The sequence below is a fragment of the Rhodococcus sp. IEGM 1241 genome (genome assembly GCF_033142365.1).
In the GTDB taxonomy this organism is placed as follows: domain Bacteria; phylum Actinomycetota; class Actinomycetes; order Mycobacteriales; family Mycobacteriaceae; genus Rhodococcus_F; species Rhodococcus_F erythropolis.
Genome location: NZ_JAWLSE010000006.1, coordinates 576,914 through 595,163, shown reverse-complemented (window position 1 = coordinate 595,163; position 18,250 = coordinate 576,914). Strand labels below are relative to the sequence as shown.

Genomic DNA, 18,250 nt, shown 5'->3' with positions numbered 1-18,250 from the left:
GGTGTTCACTTCTTCACATGGCCTATCGCCGCACTCCGGCAGTACAGGAAAGACTGGACGCCCAACGCGCCCGACTGCTCGACGCGGCCACGACGGCAGTGGCAACCCACGGTTATGCGGGGTGTTCCATCGCCGCGGTGGCCAAGAACGCCGGCGTCGCCACCGGGACGCTGTATCGACATTTCGACGGCAAGGGTGAATTGTTCGCCGAAGTGTTCCAATCTGTCTGCAGCCGTGAGGTATCCGCGGCCCGCGACGCCGGAGACAATGCCCGAAGTCTGGAAGGCAACCACCGCTCCGCGGTATCGGCGTCGGTTCGCACCTTCGCCGAACGTGCCATGCGTGCACCGGTTCTCGCCTATGCACTGCTGGTGGAACCGGTGGATCCACTCGTCGACGAACAGCGACTCATGTTTCGCGAATCGTTCCGCGATTGCCTGGCCACCGCAATTCGCTCGGCAGTCGACACCGGTGAGATACCTTCGCAGGACGCCACTCTGACGGCAGCGTGCATCGTCGGGGCAATCGGCGAGGCCCTGATCCTTCCGCTGCGCGGCGGCACCACGGATCCCGCTGCGATCGATGCCATCCTCGCCTTCACCCTTCGATCGTTAGGGAGTTTCGATGACACCCACGCATGAAGTCACCAATCAGGTACCGCCCCTGATCGATTACGACGCAGCCGAATACGCGCCGATCCTCGAGGCATTACACCGCGAGGGAGCTTCGGACGCAGCCGAAGAGGTTCATCGCGTCGGGGTCCGCGCCGGCAGCGCGCAAGCTCAGGAGTGGGGCGACCTGGCCGAGGAGCACCCACCTGTCCTGAGAACCCACGACCGCTACGGCAACCGCATCGACGAGGTCCGCTACGACCCTGCCTATCACCAACTCATGAGCACCGCAGTGGAATTGGGATTGCACGGCGCTCCTTGGGTTGACCCGAATCCACACGCACACCTCGTCCGCGCCGCGAAGATGGCCGTGTGGGGTCAAACCGACGCCGGCCACGGCTGCCCCATCTCCATGACGTACGCCGTGATCCCAGCGCTGCGGCACAACGCGGACCTGGCGGCGCAGTACGAACCCCTCCTGACCACCCGGCACTACGATTCGGCGCTGAAAGCTCCCCTCACCAAACCCGGATTGATCGCCGGTATGTCGATGACGGAAAAACAGGGCGGTTCGGACGTGCGTGCCGGAACCACAAGGGCAGTGCCACAATCCGACGGCAGCTATCTCCTGACAGGCCACAAGTGGTTCACCTCCGCACCGATGTCGGACGTGTTCCTCGTCCTCGCCCAGGCGCCGGGCGGTCTGTCGTGCTTCTTCCTTCCTCGGGTCCTGCCGGACGGCTCGCTCAACAACATGTACCTGCAGCGTCTGAAGGACAAGTTGGGAAATCATTCCAACGCGAGCAGCGAGGTCGAGTACCGCGACGCTCTCGCGTGGATGGTGGGCGAGGAAGGCCGGGGCGTGCGCACCATCATCGAGATGGTCAACATGACCAGGTTGGACTGCACGATCGGCACGGCCACCGGCATGCGCGTCGGCACTCTGCAGGCAGTTCACCATGCGAATCATCGAAGTGCGTTCGGCGCCAACCTGATCGACCAACCTTTGATGCGCAATGTTCTCGCAGATCTGGCGGTGGAATCGGAAGCGTCGACTACCGTCGCGATGTGGCTGGCCGCGCTGACCGACCGCGCAACGTCGGGCGATGCCCACGCGAGCGCACTACGACGCATTTCATTGGCCGTGAGCAAGTACTTCGTCTGCAAGCGCGGACCGATCCACGCTGCCGAGGCACTCGAGTGTCTGGGCGGAAACGGATACGTGGAGGAATCCCGGATGCCGCGCCTCTATCGCGAGGCTCCGCTGCTCTCGGTGTGGGAAGGGTCGGGCAACGTCGCGGCGCTCGACACTCTGCGGGCGATGGCGAAGCAACCCGAAACGCTGCAGGTGTTCTTCGACGAACTGAAACAAGCGAGTGGCGTGGACGCCCGCTTCGATCAGACCGTGCGGGATCTCGAGGTGGCATTCGGCGATTTCGACGACATCGAATACCGGGCACGAAAGATCGTCGGTGACATGGCACTCGCACTGCAAGCCTCGCTGCTGCTCCGCTACGGGCACCCCGCGGTGGCCGACGCATTCTGCGCGAGTCGGCTCGGAGATAGCTGGGGGAGCGTGTTCGGAACCCTGCCGAGGGGGATCGACATCGCGCCGATCCTCGAGCGGGCCACCGTCAAGATCGGCGCCTGACCCACCCACTACAGTTTCCGCTTATGAACCGAGCCTCGAACCGCCGCGAGGCCTGGCAGCGCGTACTGCACACCCTGCGTGAATCACCCGGCCTGGGAAGGCTGGCGCTCGTCCGCTTTTCCAGCCAGTTCGGCGACGGAATGTTCCAGGCCGCGCTCGGCGGCGCAATCCTCTTCAACCCGGAACGTGAAACCGATCCGGTGGCGATAGCGGCCGGCTTTGCCGTACTGCTCCTTCCCTATTCGGTGATCGGCCCCTTTGCCGGCGCTCTGCTGGATCGTTGGGACCGCCGCCTGGTGCTCCTGTGGGCGAGCGTGCTCCGCGGGCTCTTCATCCTGACCACCGCGGTGCTGCTGGTCGCCGGCGGCGGTGACACTCTGTTGTTGACGTGTGCGCTTGCTGCGATCGGGGTCAGCCGCTTTGTCGGGGCAGGCGTATCCGCAGCCCTGCCGAAGGTCGTTCGACAATCGTGGCTGGTGGCAACCAATTCCGTTCTCACAACGGCTGGTTCGGTGGTAGCCGCTCTTGGTGCTTCGGCAGCGGTGGCGATCATCGGCGTGATCGGCGCGGGGGATCGAGCGTCAGGCGCCGCCGTGGCCATCGCAGCACTGGGATCGGTGATCGCAGCCCTCGCCGCGGCCAGGTTCACCGCCCGCTCACTTGGTCCAGTGGCCGACGAAGTGATTCGTGCCAGCGCCGTCCGTTCGGTAACGGCCGGACTGCGCACCGGGGCAACCGCTGTCTGGGAGGCGCCTGGCGTCACCACGGCAATGATCGGGATCGGAGCGCACCGCATCTGCTTCGGCATCAACACCCTCATCATGGTGCTGGTCCTACGCGACACCTCGAACGGCTCCCAATTACCTGGAGGGATGGCCGGATTCGGCGTCGCCGTCGGTGCAACGGCCATCGGAATGCTGATCGCGGCATTGATCACACCGTTCCTCATCCCGCGGATCGGTCGCTCAAGGACGATCACGTACGCCCTGGTGTGCGCGGTGGCCGTCCAGCTCGTCTTCGTAACCACCCTGACGCAGGGATCGCTGCTGATCGCCGCCTTCCTGCTCGGCATCGCCGGGCAGTCCGTGAAACTCAGCGGCGACGCGGCCATGCAGATCGACATCGACGACGACCGTCGTGGCCAGGTATTCGCCTTGCAGGACACCGTGTTCAACGTCGCGTTCATCGGTGCAATCGCGGCAGCGTCGACGGTGATCGCACCCGACGGCAAGAGCGTCGGCCTGGCCCTTGCCGGCGCGGGTGTCTATGCCGCCGGTTTGTCAGCGGTGCTGCTCAACCGCAAGAAACGAGAAACTAGCCCTGCTGGGTAGCCCACCACTTCAGCAGTTCGGCTTCGGCCTCGTCACGCTCGAGCGGGCCGCGATCCAGACGTAGTTCCTTGAGGAACGTCCATGCCTTGCCCACCTGCGGGCCGGCCGGGATGTTGAGCAGTTCCATGATGGCGTTGCCGTCGAGGTCCGGACGCACGCGAGCGAGGTCTTCCTGCTCCGCGATGCGCGCAATCCGCTCTTCGATGTCGTCGTATGTGGCCTGCAACTGCGCGGCGCGGCGCTTGTTACGCGTGGTGCAGTCGGCCCGGACGAGCTTGTGCAGCCGGGGGAGCAGCTCGCCCGCGTCGGTGACGTACCGCCGCACCGCGGAGTCGGTCCACTGTCCCTTGCCGTAGCCGTGAAAACGCAAGTGCAGGAACACGAGCTGCGAAACGTCGTCGACCATCTGCTTCGAGAACTTCAAGGCACGCATGCGCTTGCGCACCAGCTTGGCGCCAACCACCTCGTGGTGGTGGAAGCTGACGCCGCCGCCCGGTTCGTTGCGCTTGGTGTCCGGCTTGCCGATGTCGTGAAGCAGTGCAGCCCAACGCAATACGAGGTCGGGATCGCCTTCTTCGAGATCGATCGCCTGCTGGAGCACGGTGAGGGAGTGCTGGTAGACGTCCTTGTGTTGGTGATGCTCGTCGATCTCGAGCTTCATCTGCGGAACCTCGGGCAGCAGGTATGCAGCCAGTCCGGAGTCGACCATCATGTTGATGCCGTCCACCGGGTACATGCCCAGCATCATTTTGTTCAGCTCCACCTGCACACGCTCGGCGGTGATCCGCTCGATCTGCGACGCCATCTCCTTGATGGCCTCGAAAACGCGATTGTTCAACGTGAAACCAAGCTGCGAGACGAACCTGGCTGCGCGCAGCATCCGCAGCGGATCGTCGTTGAACGAGTTCTCCGGCGCCGACGGCGTATCGAGTTCCCCGGCCAGCAGGGCGTCCATGCCGTTCAGCGGATCGACAAACGTGTAGGAACCGTCCGCGCCGATCTTCATCGCCATCGCGTTGACGGTGAAATCGCGGCGCACCAGGTCGTCGGCCAACGTCGTTCCGTACTCGACTATCGGATTACGTGAGACACGGTCGTAAGCGTCGGCCCGGAAGGTCGTGATCTCGATCTCCTGGCCGTGTTTGATGGCGCTGATGGTCCCGAACTCGATGCCGGTGTCCCACTGCTTGTCCACCCAGCCCTTGAGCAGAGCCTGAACCTTCTCCGGCCTGGCGTCCGTCGTGAAGTCCAGATCGCCACTGAAGCGGCCCAGGATCGCGTCGCGAACACTGCCACCCACCAGGAACAGCTCGTGACCGGCCTCGGCAAAACGCTCACCGAGCGGGTTCAACACGTCGGACAACGTGCCGAGCGTTGCAGTGGCGTCGGCAAGCAGTCGTAGGCGGCGATCAGCGTCGGAGGTAGGGACAGTCACGTGAAAGGAGCTTACTTAAGGTGCGCAAATAGCAGAACGCGCATACGAACGCGATAGACCGCTTTGCGCGGGTTACCGGGCAACGCTGCAAGGCCAACTAGTATCGATGAGGTGTCTGGTGCCGAACGAACAAACAGGAGTCGCCGCAACCCGCGGCGTCGACCTGCCGTCGGCAACCCCGATAAACCTTTGATGCGAACCGTCCGTGAAACTTCTGCGGGCGGCTTGGTCGTCGACGGCTGGGGCGGACCTCCCGAACGCCTCTGCGCTGCACTGATCGGCCGAACCGACCGCCGCGGACGCCTGCTCTGGTCGCTACCCAAAGGCCATATCGAGCAGGGTGAGACGGCCGAACAGACCGCAATGCGTGAGGTCGAAGAAGAAACCGGTATCCAGGGAACCGTCCTGGCACCGCTGGGCAGCATCGACTACTGGTTCGTGACCGAAGGTCGACGCGTCCACAAGACCGTGCACCACTATCTCCTCCGCTTTCTCGGCGGTGAACTCTCCGACGAGGACATCGAGGTCACCGAAGTCGCCTGGGTGCCGCTGACGGAACTGCACAAGCGACTCGCATACGCCGACGAGCGCAAGCTGGCCGAACTTGCATCGCAGATGATCGCTGAAATGCCGCGACCTGAAATGCACCGACCTGAAATCCCGCGAGTACAGCACCCGAAGGAACCGGACGCCGGATGAGAATGGCTCTGCGGCGGGCCGGTGTGGCCGCTTTGGTGATGGCCGCTGTCGGTTTCGGGCCCGCGACGACGGCCGTCTCCTGGGCCGCTCCGTCCAGCCAGCCCAGTGAGCGTGCACCGGCGCGAAACACCAACGATGCCAAATTTCTGCAGCTGACCATCGACTCCACCGCACCGACCACCGTGACGACAACCAGCGACCGCAACGTCGTGGTCAAGGGCACGGTGAAGAACGTCGGTGACCGTCCCGTCGAGGACGTCGGAGTGAGGCTGCAACGCGCTCCCGCGATCGACTCCAGTTCGGACGTGCGCGCAGCACTCGATTTCGACCAGGCTGTTTTCGACACGGTCGGCGAATTCGACACCGTTGCCACCACCCTCGACACCGGCCAGTCCAAGCAGTTCACACTCACCTTGCCGCTCCGGAGCACAACCGGGTTGTCTCTCGACATCACCGAACCGGGCGTCTACCCGATGCTCGTCAACGTGAACGGCACCCCGGAATACGGCGGGGCCGCCCGACTCGACGACGCACGCTTCCTGCTCCCAGTGCTCGGTGTGCCGGCCGCGGCCGAATCGAACGCCACATCCGGAACACCCAGTTCGTCCGCGACGGCCGTCGTTCCCCCCGACACGTCCGCCCCGATCGGCGTCACGCTCATGTGGCCGCTCGCCGACGCGCCACGACTCGTCGGCGGAATCCCGGGCGCGGTCAACGAACCCGTGCGCCTGATCGACGACGAACTTGCCACCGAACTTTCCGACGGCGGGCGCCTGGACGCGTTGGTCGATGCGGTGGAGAACGCCACCAAGCCCGAGAGCGATACCGATCGCCGCGTCACGGATGCGCTCTGCCTGGCAATCGACCCCGACCTTCTCATCACTGTCGAGAACATGACTCGCGGATACCTCGTGGCCGACAACTCGTCAGATCCCACCGGACCGTCGCACGAAGGCCGTGGCAGCGACGCCGCCAACCAATGGCTCGGCCGGGTGAAGACCCTCGCGTTCTCGATGTGCACTACGGCAGTTCCGTTCGCCCAGGCCGATCTCGCCGCAGTCACCTCGGTGGCCAATCCGGAGTTGACGGCTACCGCGCTCGCACGCCCGGCAGACATCGTCGACAACATCCTCGGCGTGACGTCACTGCGGGATTTCGTCTGGCCGGATTCGGGTGTCCTCGACTCGGCCACCGCAGAGGTGCTGAGCGTGAATCCCACCACAGCGATGGTGGCTGACACCTCCGTCGACTCGGCAGCCCCGCAACTGTCGTCGCGGATAACCGGCTCACTCGACGCCCTTGCGTTCGACACTTCGGCAGCCGCAGCCTTGGCCGCCACCGGCTCGGAGCCGCAGGTCCCGTCGTACATCCCCGACGACACCGCGCCGACCATCGACATCGAATCGCGCAGCGCCCGGCGCCAGGACGCGCTGGGAGCGATGGCGTGGGCCGCGCTGACGCCCACGTCATTGCCGCGCAATCAGATCTTCGCGCCGCCGCAACTGTGGACCGCGGACAGCAACGACGCCACCGCCGTGCTCTCGATGCTCGCGACCCTCATTCGCTCCGGCCTCGCCTCACCTCAGGCCCTGCCCGCACTACTCGGCAGACAACCGGGGGCCACTGACGCCGCCACGCTCGACTACCCGGACCGAGCCACCCAGGACGGTCCGCAGACGTCCGTCGTCGAGACCGCAACCACCCAACTTCCGCGTATCGACGGGCTCGAAGCATCGCTCGTGGACGATCCGGCGGCTTCGCTCACCCCCCGGGGATTCACGGCACCGCTCCGCGAAGATCTACTTCGCTCGATGACCTTGGCGGATCGCCGCAACGTCGCCTCCGCATCGGTCAATCGGGCGGAGCGCGCTGCGACCATCCGCGCCGACAACGTCACCGAAGCCGTCGACGGGATGTACCGGGCCGTCAGTGTGGTGTCGCCGGGCGGCGTCTACACCCTCGCATCGGGGCAGAGTCCGCTCCTGCTGGTGGCGCGCAACGAGTTGCCCATCGCCATCAACGTCGACCTGCGTGTGGAAGCCCCACCCGAGATGCAGATCAGTGACATCGGTCCCAAACAGCTGCCGCCGCGAGGTAGCCGACAGTTGACTGTGCCCGCGGAAATGAACGATTCTCGCAAGCTGGAAGTCAACTTCTCGCTGACCACGACAGATGGCCGCCAATTGGGTACGCCGACCAGCGTGACCGTACGGTCGAATGCGTACGGTCGTCCCCTGGCCGCCGTGACGGCGACAGCGGGAGGGTTGCTGCTGTTCCTGGCAGGGCGACGGCTGTGGCATCGATTCAAGGGTCAGCCGGACCCAGCAGATGAAGGGTACGAACGCTCATGACCGGGAATCCACCCGAGGAGGGTCGCCGATCGGCGATCACCCGCAAGAGTGCCACGACCCGTTCGCATCCTCGGATGCCACCGTGGGAGCGCGGCTACCCGATTCAGCCGGTCAACCCCGACGCACGTTTCGACGACGCACCCACCATGACCATCCCGGTGATCCGCGACTATCCCAGATATCGCGAAGCCGAGATGGAATTCGCCGATCGGCAGGCGACAAAGTCGGACGAGTTCGATACCGACGCGCACGCCCTGGTCGGTGATCGTAAGGAAACGAACTCCCGCCTCCTCGCGGCGACGGGTTCCATCGCGATCGCGACGCTGACGAGCCGCATCACGGGATTCGCCAAGCAGTTGATGATCCTGATGGTCCTCGGCCCGGCCATCGCCAGTTCGTTCACCGTGGCCAGCCAGATCCCGAACATGATCGCGGAGCTCGTCTTGGGCGCCGTTCTGACCGCGATCGTCGTCCCCGTGCTGGTCCGCGCCGAGCGGGAGGACGCCGATCACGGCGAAGCGTTTGTCCGACGCCTCTTCACGGCGTCGCTCGTCCTACTGGGCATGGCCGCGCTGCTCGCGACCCTGGCAGCACCCGTACTCACCAAATACGTCTTCCTGTCCGAAGACGGCAAGGTCAGCACCGACCTGACCACGGCGCTGTCGTATCTACTTCTGCCGGCGATCCTGTTCTACGGGCTGTCGGCACTGTTCACGGCGTTTCTGAACACCAGGCAGATCTTCAAACCCGGAGCCTGGGCTCCTGTACTCAACAACGTCGTCGTCCTCGTGGTGCTCGTGGTCTACCGCCTGACTCCGGGCGAGATCTCGCTTGATCCGGTCTCGATGGGCGACGCCAAGCTGCTCACCCTCGGTATCGGCATCACCATCGGCGTCATCGTGCAGGCAGCCAGCCTGATCCCCGCGCTTCGCCGCGAGAAGATCTCACTCAAGCCGCTGTGGGGTCTCGACGATCGCCTGCGCCAGTTCGGCGGCATGGCCGTCGCCATCGTCTTGTACGTCCTGATCAGCCAGATGGGCATGATCTTCGCGACCAAGATTTCCTCACATGCCGACGAAGCCGGCCCTGCCATCTACAGCCAGGCCTGGTTGCTCCTGCAGCTCCCGTACGGCGTGCTCGGAGTGACGGTTCTGACCGCGATCATGCCGCGCCTGAGCCGCAACGCTGCGGCCGACGACACCCCGGCCGTCGTGGACGATCTGTCGGTCGCGACGCGTCTGACCATGATCACGCTGGTTCCGATCATCATGTTCCTGACCTTCATGGGTCCGCAGGTCGGTGAAGCGCTCTACGGTTACGGCCGCTTCGGACCCGAACAGGCCGAACGTCTCGGCACTGCCGTGAGCTGGTCGGCATTCACGTTGATTCCGTACGCGCTGGTCCTGATCCAACTTCGTGTGTTCTACGCCCGCGAACAAGCCTGGACGCCGACGTGGATCGTTCTCGGCATCACTGCAGTGAAGATCGCTTTCTCGGCGCTCGCTCCGGTCTTCGCCTCCAACAGCGATCAGGTCGTGATCCTGCTCGGTGCGGCCAACGGTCTCGGATACATCACCGGCGCCGTCATCGGCGGATACCTCCTGCACCGCAGCCTCGGAAACCTGCAGATGGCCAACGTGGGCAAGACAGTCTGGTCCGTCGTACTCGCCTCGCTGGCCGGTTCGCTGACCATGCTCGCGGTCGACCGCGTCCTCGGATTCGATCAACTCACCGAGCGTTTCGGCGGACCCGGCTCGATGGTTCGCGTCGCCGTCGGCGGCATCCTGATGCTCGCGATCACCTTCACGATTCTCTACTTCAAGAAGGTTCCGGAAGTTCTGTCGGTAACGGTTGCGGTCTCCCGCAAGATTCGTTCACTGACAGGTCGCGCCGAACCGGACACACGTAACAACACCGACGACGACGTCACCGAGCTGATTCCTGCAATCAGAACGGAATCAAACGAGCAAGAACGACCGGGTGCGCTCCCGTACCCTGGTCATGGGCGTACAGGATCGCAACCCGCGCGTATTCGGGGACGGGCTATCGATGGAGAAGGAGCGAGGGTGAGCGACGACAACGTTTCCGGCAACAAGAGTGCCGGGACTTCTGCCGTGAAAGCGTCCGAACAGAAGTCAACGGCATCGTCGGGCACACCTGCATCCACGAGTTCCTCCGCATCTGCCGGCCAGAAGCCACAGCAGGGTCAGAGGCCACAGCAGCCCGCGCAGCGGCCGGTCCAGAAGCCACAGCAGGGCCAGAAGCCACAGCCGCCGGTGCAGAAGGCCGCACCGCCGGTGCCTCCGGTCAGTGTGTCGAAGACACCTTCGGCTCCAGTGTCGAAGACACCTTCGGCTCCCGTGTCGAAGACACCCGCGCCGAAAACGCCTGCTTCGGACAAGAAGGCACCCGAACCTCAGAAGACGGCTGCAGCTCAGACACCGCCGCCCGCTGCGCCTCGCACACCTGCCGCCGGATCCGCATCACGACCGGCCCAGCGACCGATGCCCCGTGGACCCAAGCTCATCCCGGGCGCATCTGTCGCCGGCGGACGCTACCGTCTGCTCGCGCCGCACGGCGGAACCCGCGGACTGCAGTTCTGGGAAGCTCTCGACGTCAAGCTCGACCGTGAAGTAGCCCTGACGTTCGTCGACGCCGATCAGCGCGGTGACGACGACAGCCAGTCCGGACCGCAGGCGGTTCTCTCACGCACACTGCGCCTGGGAAGGATCAACTCGCCCGGTCTGGCTCGCGTCCTCGACGTCGTCCGCGGAAGTTCGGGCGGCATCGTCGTCGCCGAATGGACTCCCGGTCGCTCGCTGCGTGAGATGGCCGAGACCACGCCGTCACCGATCGGTGCAGCCCGCGCCATCCGTGCCCTGGCGGCCGCTGCCGAAGCTGCCCACCGCACCGGCGGCGCGTTGTCCATCGATCACCCGGACCGCGTTCGCATCAGCATCAACGGTGACGCCGTACTGGCGTTCCCGGCGACGCTTGCCGACGCCGATTCCACCAGCGACGTCCGCGGTCTCGGCGCCATGCTGTACTCGCTCATCACGGCGCGCTGGCCGCTCGCCGATCCGTCCGCCGGTCCCGTCGGTGGTTTGCTTCCCGCCGGCCGCGGTGCCGACGGCAACATCGTCGAGCCTCGGGTCGTCCGTCCGGAGGTTCCGTTCGACATCTCGGCCGTGGCAGTTCGAGCGTTGCAGTCGGAGAGTGGAATCCGCACAGCTGCCACCGTGCAGCACATTCTCGATCAGGCGTCCGTCGTCAACGACAAGACGGAAATGATTCCGGCACTTCGTCTCGGCCACCGCGAACAGGGTGCGTCGGGTCACGCACTGAACGACCCCGAAGCCATCGAGGCCGAGAAGAAGAAGTCGACGCGGATGCTCGCGGCACTGACGGCGCTCGGTGTCTTCACCGTGATCGTCCTGATTCTCCTCGTGGTGTGGGTAGCGAGCTTCCTCTCGGGCGGCAGTAACGACACCCCGCTCAGCGAGCAGAGTTTCGGCTTGACCACCGAAGCTACTGCGCCCGAGAACAATTCACCTGCCCCCGCACCGGCGGCCGCAACCGTGCCGGTAGCCGCCTCGGCCGTAACGGTGTTCTCGCCCCAGGGCACGCCGGATCAGCCGGCAACGGCGAAGAACGCCATCGACGGCAATCCGGCCACCGCATGGTCGTCGGACTCGTACTTCCAGCCCTTCCCGTCCCTGAAGAACGGCGTCGGCCTGATGGTGACGCTCGCCGATGCGGCCAACCTGAAAAACATTGCGATCACGTCCGATTCGCCCGGAACCGTCGTTGAAATCCGTTCTGCCCCTTCTGCGAATACTTCGCTGGATCAGACCAAGGAAATCGGATCCGGTGTACTGAAGAACGGTGTGACCGACATTCCGCTCTCGTCGGACGGCTCGGGTCAGTATGTCCTGGTTTGGATTACGCAGCTCAGCACCGAATCCGGACAAAACCAGACATCCATCTCGGAGATTGCATTCACTGCTGCAAAGTGATCGCCCTTGGCCCTTCTGAAACCTACCGACTGGGCTAATATCCGCCCGTGCACAGTTATCGGGGGGCACCGGGGGCGGAGCCGGAAATTTCGAATCCAGAAGTTTCGAGAACAAAAATCTCGAGCCGACGGATTTCGAATTGTTGACCGCTCATGTCGCGGGCGATCGACACGCGTTCCGTGAACTACTGGTCCGGCATCAGGATCATCTGTGGCACGTTGCCCGGCGTACGAGTTACTCGGACGAGGACGCGGCAGACGCACTCCAGGAGGGTCTGCTCTCCGCGCACCGCAAGGCGGCGAAGTTCCGCGGCGATGCGGCGGTGCGTAGTTGGCTCCACACCATCGTGGTCAATGCCTGCCTTGACCGGATCCGACGCAACAAATCGCGGGCCGCGTTCTCTCTGTCTTCCGAGAATGCGGAGGAACCCCGTGATCACCGCGATTACGCGGCGGGAGTGGACATGAGCCTGACCGTCGAACAAGCGCTGGCATCGCTGCCCCCTGAGCAGCGCGCTGCCGTCGTCGCCGTCGATGTCGAGGGGTATCCGGTGGCCGAGGCCGCCGAGAGGTTGGGCGTGCCCGTAGGGACCGTGAAGAGTCGCTGCGCCCGCGCGCGCAAGCGCCTCGCCGCCCAGTTGGAGGACTTTCGCGAAGGCGGGAACCATTCGTGAACCGGCCGCGTCCTATCTTGTAAGCGTCCACACCGACTGCCGAGGGAGGGTTCATGACAGATCCGTCTGTTCGCGTTCCGTCGCCTCCGTTTTCGGAGGACCTCTTGGCGGATCTTCACGCCGGGGTTCTCGATCCCGAAACCAGCGCAGCTCTGTGGCCGCTGGTACACGCAGACGCCGACGCCCACGCATTTGTCACTACTCTCGACAGCGTCACAGCATCACTCGCGACACTGAACTCGCGCGAGGCCTCTCACGAACGGATTCCGAATTCGCTTGCCGAGCGAATCAATTCGGCACTGGATCTACAGTCCGGTCAGGACGAGCTGTCAGCAGAGACAACCGTCGTGCCGTTCCGGCGACGCCCACAAGCGCCGCTGCTCGGTGCCGCAGCAGCCGTGTTGGCGGCCTTCGTGATCGTTGTGATCGGAACCCGAGATTCCGAGCCTGCCGAAAGCGTTGTCGCTCAACCAAGCACATCGGTGACATCTGCTGTCGACGATCCGGATTCGGCGTCCCTGCTTTCACTCATCGGATCCAAAAACCTTGGACCACTGGATGATCCGTCCAAGCTTGCCGGCTGCCTGAGCGCCAATGGCATCGACGAGGGCAGGCCTGTGCTCGGTTCGGGTGAGGTTCGCATCGACGGTGCACCGGCGATAGTCCTACTCTTCACAGGATCGCAGCCGCGTCAGATCACTGCACTCACTGTTGGCATCAGCTGCAGCGACGGGAATCCGAATACGTTGTCGGTCAAAAACATCGGCTGACTTCGATGGTCAGCGCGGTATTGCCGCGGGTAGCAGGAGCTCGAGGATTCTCCCACGCAATGCATCCGTATCGTCCTCGACCGCTATCAGACTCGAAAACATCGCTGCCCCGGCCGCCAATACCAGCACGGCCTTGGCATCGAGCAGTGCCGATTCGGGATCTTCGGCGTTCTGAAGGAAGAGTTGCGTGCTCGGCCCACTGAAACCGCGCCACAATTCGTTGCGTAGGTCGTCATGGTCGCGCAGCGCAGCCAGCAGTCCCGGCGACGCAGCACGAACCTCGGGCCGCGAGAAGAGCTGAGCACTTCCCTCCACCACCCAACGGATCCAGCCGTCGCGATCGGTGCCCTCGAACGGTGTCAGGTCTGGTGTCGCACCCAGGATCGACCCGAGAACTAGATGTGCCTTCGACGGCCATCGTCGTGACATCGAGGCTCGGCTGACCCCTGCCCGTGCCGCGATCGCCCGGAGACTGAGTTGCTCCCATCCGACCTCGAGGAGCATCGCTCGGGTGACCTCGAGGACTGTGTCGTCGATGCGTGGGTCTCGTGGGCGACCTGATCCTGTGGCGTTCATCGTGTCGAATTGTCGGACAGATTGGGAGTAGGCGCTATATCGTCGTAGTTACGAGTCCACTGGCATCGTAAAGATCAGGCCGCCGCAGGAAGTTGAAAATGACCACAGCGCCCACACCGTCGATATTCGAACCCGCACGTCTCGGCCCTCTGACCTTGCGCAACCGCATCGTCAAAGCTGCAACGTTCGAGGGCGTCATGCCCCGGGGAGCGGTCTCGGACGATCTGATCAACTTCCACGCCGAAGTGGCTCGGGGCGGGGCCGCGATGACCACCGTCGCCTACTGCGCGGTCTCACCAGGTGGACGAGTCCACCGCGACACCCTTGTCATGGACGAGCGCGCGCTGCCGGGACTACGCAGACTGACCGACGCCGTCCACTCAGAAGGCGCGCTTGCCGCGGCGCAGATCGGCCACGCGGGACTGGTTGCCAACACGCTTTCCAACAAGACGAAGACCCTGGCGCCGTCGACCCGGCTGAGTCCGCCCGCAATGGGCCTCGTCAAAGGCGCGACACTTGCCGAACTCGACGGTGTTGTCTCCGACTTCGAACGGGCCGCCCGCGTCGCAGTGGACGCAGGATTCGACGCCATCGAGGTCCATCTCGGTCACAACTATCTACTCAGCTCGTTCATGAGCCCCAATCTGAACAAGCGCCACGACCGATACGGTGGCAGCGTCGCCAAGCGCGCCGAGTATCCGCGTCGAGTCATCGAAGCGGTGCGAGTGGCCGCTGGATCCAGCGTGGCGGTCACCGCGAAATTCAACATGTCCGATGGGGTGCCGAAAGGTCTGTGGCTCGACCAGAGCCTGCCGATCGCCCAGATCCTCGAAGCCGACGGCCACCTGGACGCGATGCAATTGACCGGTGGGAGTTCACTTCTCAACGGAATGTACTTCTTCCGCGGCGAGGTCCCACTGGCTGAGTTTGTCGCCTCCCAACCCAAACTCGTCGGGTACGGGCTGAAGTTCTACGGTCCCAAACTCTTTCCGACGTACCCGTTCGAGGAGGGTTTCTTCCTGCCCTTCGCCCGTCAGTTCCGACAGGCGCTGAGGATGCCACTGATCCTGCTCGGCGGCATCAACCGCGTCGACACCATCGAGCACGCACTGGATGAAGGATTCGAGTTCGTCGCCATGGCGCGCGCACTGCTCAGGGACCCACAACTGGTCAACAAATTTCAGGCCGAGAGCGTCGACGAGGGTCTGTGTATCCACTGCAACAAGTGCATGCCCACCATCTACACCGGCACGCGCTGTGTGGTTCGGGACGCGCTGGTGGTTCGGGAGGCACCGCGCCCCGCCCAGTGAGTCCCGCGCTGTGAGCTGCCGGCTGTGAGCCACTTTCCAGCGGAGTGCGGGAACAACACCCCTTATCCTGGTGTTGATCGGTACGGCTCTCCAAGAAGCGGAGGGTCTGCACTCACTATTGGAAGGCTCGCATGACCACCCAGCTGGAAACCACGCCCGCGGTCCATGACGTCATCATTGTCGGTTCCGGACCGGCCGGCTACACCGCTGGTGTCTACACCGCGCGCGCTGAGCTCCAGCCCCTGCTCTTCGAGGGAACCCAGTTCGGTGGCGCCCTCATGACCACCACCGAGGTCGAGAACTTCCCCGGATTCCGCGAAGGAATCATGGGCCCCGATCTGATGGAACAGATGCGCGAGCAGGCACTGCGCTTCGACACCGACATCCGCACCGAGGACGTCGAAGAGATCGACCTCAGCGGCCCGATCAAGACCGTCCTCGCGAACGGCGAAACCTACGCCGCGCACGCGATCATCCTCGCCATGGGCGCAGCAGCCCGCTACCTGGGCATTCCCGGTGAAGAACGCCTCCTCGGCCGTGGCGTCAGCGCCTGCGCCACCTGCGACGGCTTCTTCTTCCGTGACCAGGACATCGTCGTGGTCGGCGGCGGCGACTCCGCGATGGAAGAAGCAACCTTCCTCACCCGCTTCGCTCGCTCGGTCACCCTGGTGCACCGCCGCGAGGAGTTCCGCGCCTCACGGATCATGCTCGAGCGCGCCAAGGCCAACGAGAAGATCCGCTTCCTGACCAACGCCGAGCCCGTCGAGGTGCTCGGTGAGAACAGCGTCACCGGCCTCGTCGTGCGCGACACCGTCACCGGTGAAACTTCCACACTCGAGATCACCGGCATGTTCGTCGCCATCGGCCACGACCCGCGCAGTGAACTCGTCAAGGGCCAGGTCGATCTCGACGACGCCGGATACGTGCGCGTCGCTCCCGGTTCCACCGCGACCTCCGTCGACGGCGTCTTCGCTGCCGGTGACCTGGTCGATCACACGTACCGTCAGGCGATCACCGCTGCCGGCACCGGATGCTCCGCAGCAATCGACGCCGAACGCTGGCTGGCCGACCGCGGCGACATCACCGCCAACACGCTCGACGCAGCCGGCCACACGGTCGACGTCGTCGGCGCTCCCTGATTCACCAAGCTGTCGTACCCAACCCTCGAGGAGTAACAGTGTCGAATACCGTCACCATCACCGACGATTCCTTCAAGCAGGACGTCCTGGGCAGCGACAAGCCCGTTCTGGTCGATTTCTGGGCAACCTGGTGCGGCCCGTGCAAGATGGTCGCCCCGGTCCTCGAGGAGATCGCCGGCGAGAACAGCGAGAAGCTGACCGTCGCCAAGCTCGACATCGATGCCAACCCCGCGGCCGCGCGCGATTTCCAGGTCATGTCGATCCCGACGATGATCCTGTTCAAGGACGGCAAGCCGATCAAGACGATCGTCGGCGCCAAGGGCAAGGCCGCGCTGCTCAAGGACCTCGCAGACGTTCTCTGACGGCTGGGTGAGCATCGTGGATTCTCGCAATCCACAGAATTTCTGAGATAATCGATCGATGTGCCTGATCGGGTCTACGACCAGGCACATCGATCGAATTCGTTAACCGATCCGAGAGGCTTTCACGCATGCACAGACTCCGACACGGCGATCACGGCCCGGCCGTCGCCGAGATTCGGGGCACATTGACGAAGCTGGGATACCTCCATCACGGAACTTCCGGCATTCGACGTGAAAGCGCCGACGGTGCCCACTGGGTTGCACCCGACGCCATCTTCGATCATCAACTCGACAGCGCCGTTCGTGCCTTCCAGCAGCAGCGTGGGCTTCTTGTCGACGGCATTGTGGGCCCGGCAACCTATCGGTCACTTCGTGAGGCCTCGTACCGCCTGGGTGCCCGTACGTTGATCTACCAGTTGTCCGCGCCGCTGTACGGCGACGACGTCGCAGCGCTGCAGGCAAAACTGCAAGATCTGGGCTTCTACGCAGGCCGGGTCGACGGTTTCTTCGGTCCGCAAACCCACGAATCTCTCTCGTCTTTCCAGCGCGAAATCGGGATCGCTGCCGACGGTATCTGCGGACCACAGACACTCCGTTCGCTGGAACTTCTGGGAACCCGCGTCACCGGTGGTTCCCCACATGCGATCAGCGAAGAGGAGCTGGTGCGGCGCAAGGGCCCGCAGCTGGGCGGTAAGCGCATCGTCATCGATCCCGGCCTCGGCGGGCCGTCGACGGGCAACATCGTCAACGGCATCTCCGAAGCTGACATCCTCTGGGATCTGGCCATGCGCCTCGAGGGGCGGATGGCTGCAACCGGGATGGAAACTTTCCTCTCCCGCCCGCACAACGCCGATCCCACCGAGGCCGAGCGCGCACTGACATCCAATGCGTTCGACGCGGATCTGATGATCTCCCTGCGTTGCGACAGCAACTCGAGCCCGTCGGCAAACGGCGTCGCGAGCTTCCACTTCGGAAATTCGCACGGTTCGGTCTCGATGATCGGGCAGGTGTTGACCGGTTTCGTTCAGCGCGAGATCGTTGCGCGAACTCCGTTGCGGGACTGCAGAACTCACGGTCGGACGTGGGAGTTGTTGCGCCTCACCAACATGCCGACAGTGCAGATCGATCTCGGCTACCTGTCCAACGCGTCCGACGTTGCGGTACTGACGAATCCGCGGATGCGTGACACCATCGCCGAAGCCATCTTGATCTCGGTCAAACGGCTGTATCTGCTCGGTCAAGACGATCAGCCGACCGGCACCTTCACCTTCGCCGAGCTTCTCGCAGAAGAACTTTCGGTAGCCGACCGCATTTCGTAGGTCCTGC

Annotated in this window: 14 protein-coding genes; 12 read left to right on the top strand and 2 right to left on the bottom strand. The window is 64.0% G+C overall.

Annotated elements, in window-relative coordinates; genetic code table 11:
• Positions 1–17: 17 nt before the first annotated feature.
• From R4P70_RS26845 to R4P70_RS26835, 3 genes are read left to right on the top strand one after another with little or no spacing between them, the layout of a single operon-like run.
• Positions 18–641 carry a TetR/AcrR family transcriptional regulator gene (locus tag R4P70_RS26845; protein ID WP_019746188.1) on the top strand — a complete coding sequence of 208 codons (624 nt, stop codon included), beginning with the start codon at positions 18–20 and terminating at the stop codon, positions 639–641.
• A complete protein-coding gene (locus tag R4P70_RS26840; protein WP_029256804.1) occupies positions 625–2,262 on the top strand; it encodes an acyl-CoA dehydrogenase family protein in 1,638 nt (545 codons plus the stop codon). Before R4P70_RS26845 ends, R4P70_RS26840 begins: the two co-directional genes overlap by 17 nt.
• 23 nt (positions 2,263–2,285) lie before the next feature.
• On the top strand, positions 2,286–3,593 hold the full coding sequence (locus R4P70_RS26835; protein ID WP_021332609.1) for an MFS transporter: 1,308 nt from the start codon (positions 2,286–2,288) through the stop codon (positions 3,591–3,593).
• Here the strand turns inward: R4P70_RS26835 and R4P70_RS26830 are convergent.
• Positions 3,577–5,028: a CCA tRNA nucleotidyltransferase gene (locus R4P70_RS26830; protein ID WP_317832616.1), complete on the bottom strand. Its 1,452-nt coding sequence runs from the start codon at positions 5,026–5,028 to the stop codon at positions 3,577–3,579. The genes R4P70_RS26835 and R4P70_RS26830 overlap by 17 nt on opposite strands.
• Positions 5,029–5,139: 111 nt before the next feature.
• Here R4P70_RS26830 and R4P70_RS26825 point away from each other — a divergent pair, with 111 nt between their 5' ends.
• From R4P70_RS26825 to R4P70_RS26805, 5 genes are all read left to right on the top strand, one after another.
• On the top strand, positions 5,140–5,727 hold the full coding sequence (locus tag R4P70_RS26825; protein ID WP_019746192.1) for an NUDIX hydrolase: 588 nt from the start codon (positions 5,140–5,142) through the stop codon (positions 5,725–5,727).
• Positions 5,724–8,078 (top strand): DUF6049 family protein, encoded by a 2,355-nt coding sequence (locus R4P70_RS26820; protein WP_317832614.1) that lies wholly within the window; start codon positions 5,724–5,726, stop codon positions 8,076–8,078. Before R4P70_RS26825 ends, R4P70_RS26820 begins: the two co-directional genes overlap by 4 nt.
• Entirely contained in the window at positions 8,075–12,094 is a 4,020-nt protein-coding gene (locus tag R4P70_RS26815; RefSeq protein WP_317832612.1) for a lipid II flippase MurJ, read from the top strand. Before R4P70_RS26820 ends, R4P70_RS26815 begins: the two co-directional genes overlap by 4 nt.
• Before the next feature lie 139 nt (positions 12,095–12,233).
• Positions 12,234–12,767 (top strand): RNA polymerase sigma factor SigM, encoded by a 534-nt coding sequence (gene sigM, locus R4P70_RS26810; RefSeq protein WP_044480769.1) that lies wholly within the window; start codon positions 12,234–12,236, stop codon positions 12,765–12,767.
• A gap of 53 nt (positions 12,768–12,820) precedes the next feature.
• Positions 12,821–13,537: a hypothetical protein gene (locus tag R4P70_RS26805; RefSeq protein WP_317832610.1), complete on the top strand. Its 717-nt coding sequence runs from the start codon at positions 12,821–12,823 to the stop codon at positions 13,535–13,537.
• 9 nt (positions 13,538–13,546) lie between these two features.
• Here R4P70_RS26805 and R4P70_RS26800 read toward each other — a convergent pair whose 3' ends face one another.
• Positions 13,547–14,113 (bottom strand): helix-turn-helix domain-containing protein, encoded by a 567-nt coding sequence (locus R4P70_RS26800; protein ID WP_113683376.1) that lies wholly within the window; start codon positions 14,111–14,113, stop codon positions 13,547–13,549.
• 98 nt (positions 14,114–14,211) lie between these two features.
• On the opposite strand from R4P70_RS26800, the gene nox reads away from it, so the two are divergent.
• The 4 genes from nox (at position 14,212) to R4P70_RS26780 (ending at position 18,243) form a co-directional block, all read left to right on the top strand.
• Entirely contained in the window at positions 14,212–15,423 is a 1,212-nt protein-coding gene (nox, locus tag R4P70_RS26795; RefSeq protein WP_080909378.1) for a 4,4'-dithiodibutanoate disulfide reductase, read from the top strand.
• Between the two features lie 131 nt (positions 15,424–15,554).
• Positions 15,555–16,562: a thioredoxin-disulfide reductase gene (gene trxB, locus R4P70_RS26790; protein WP_317832608.1), complete on the top strand. Its 1,008-nt coding sequence runs from the start codon at positions 15,555–15,557 to the stop codon at positions 16,560–16,562.
• 38 nt (positions 16,563–16,600) lie between these two features.
• The gene (trxA, locus tag R4P70_RS26785) at positions 16,601–16,924 is read left to right on the top strand and encodes a thioredoxin (protein WP_003942530.1); all 324 of its coding nucleotides are present in this window, start codon (positions 16,601–16,603) and stop codon (positions 16,922–16,924) included.
• Positions 16,925–17,052: 128 nt separating this feature from the next.
• Complete coding sequence (locus R4P70_RS26780; RefSeq protein ID WP_020909860.1) at positions 17,053–18,243, top strand: N-acetylmuramoyl-L-alanine amidase; 1,191 nt, start codon at positions 17,053–17,055, stop codon at positions 18,241–18,243.
• Positions 18,244–18,250 lie beyond the last annotated feature (7 nt).

Bases quoted from the DNA above. Each gene is read 5' to 3' on its own strand.
- R4P70_RS26800 (WP_113683376.1), bottom strand. From the start codon at position 14,113: ATGAACGCCACAGGATCAGGTCGCCCACGAGACCCACGCATCGACGAC.
- R4P70_RS26820 (WP_317832614.1), top strand. From the start codon at position 5,724: ATGAGAATGGCTCTGCGGCGGGCCGGTGTGGCCGCTTTGGTGATGGCC.
- R4P70_RS26815 (WP_317832612.1), top strand. From the start codon at position 8,075: ATGACCGGGAATCCACCCGAGGAGGGTCGCCGATCGGCGATCACCCGC.
- trxB (WP_317832608.1), top strand. From the start codon at position 15,555: ATGACCACCCAGCTGGAAACCACGCCCGCGGTCCATGACGTCATCATT.
- R4P70_RS26840 (WP_029256804.1), top strand. From the start codon at position 625: ATGACACCCACGCATGAAGTCACCAATCAGGTACCGCCCCTGATCGAT.
- R4P70_RS26780 (WP_020909860.1), top strand. From the start codon at position 17,053: ATGCACAGACTCCGACACGGCGATCACGGCCCGGCCGTCGCCGAGATT.
- nox (WP_080909378.1), top strand. From the start codon at position 14,212: ATGACCACAGCGCCCACACCGTCGATATTCGAACCCGCACGTCTCGGC.
- R4P70_RS26805 (WP_317832610.1), top strand. From the start codon at position 12,821: ATGACAGATCCGTCTGTTCGCGTTCCGTCGCCTCCGTTTTCGGAGGAC.
- R4P70_RS26845 (WP_019746188.1), top strand. From the start codon at position 18: ATGGCCTATCGCCGCACTCCGGCAGTACAGGAAAGACTGGACGCCCAA.
- R4P70_RS26835 (WP_021332609.1), top strand. From the start codon at position 2,286: ATGAACCGAGCCTCGAACCGCCGCGAGGCCTGGCAGCGCGTACTGCAC.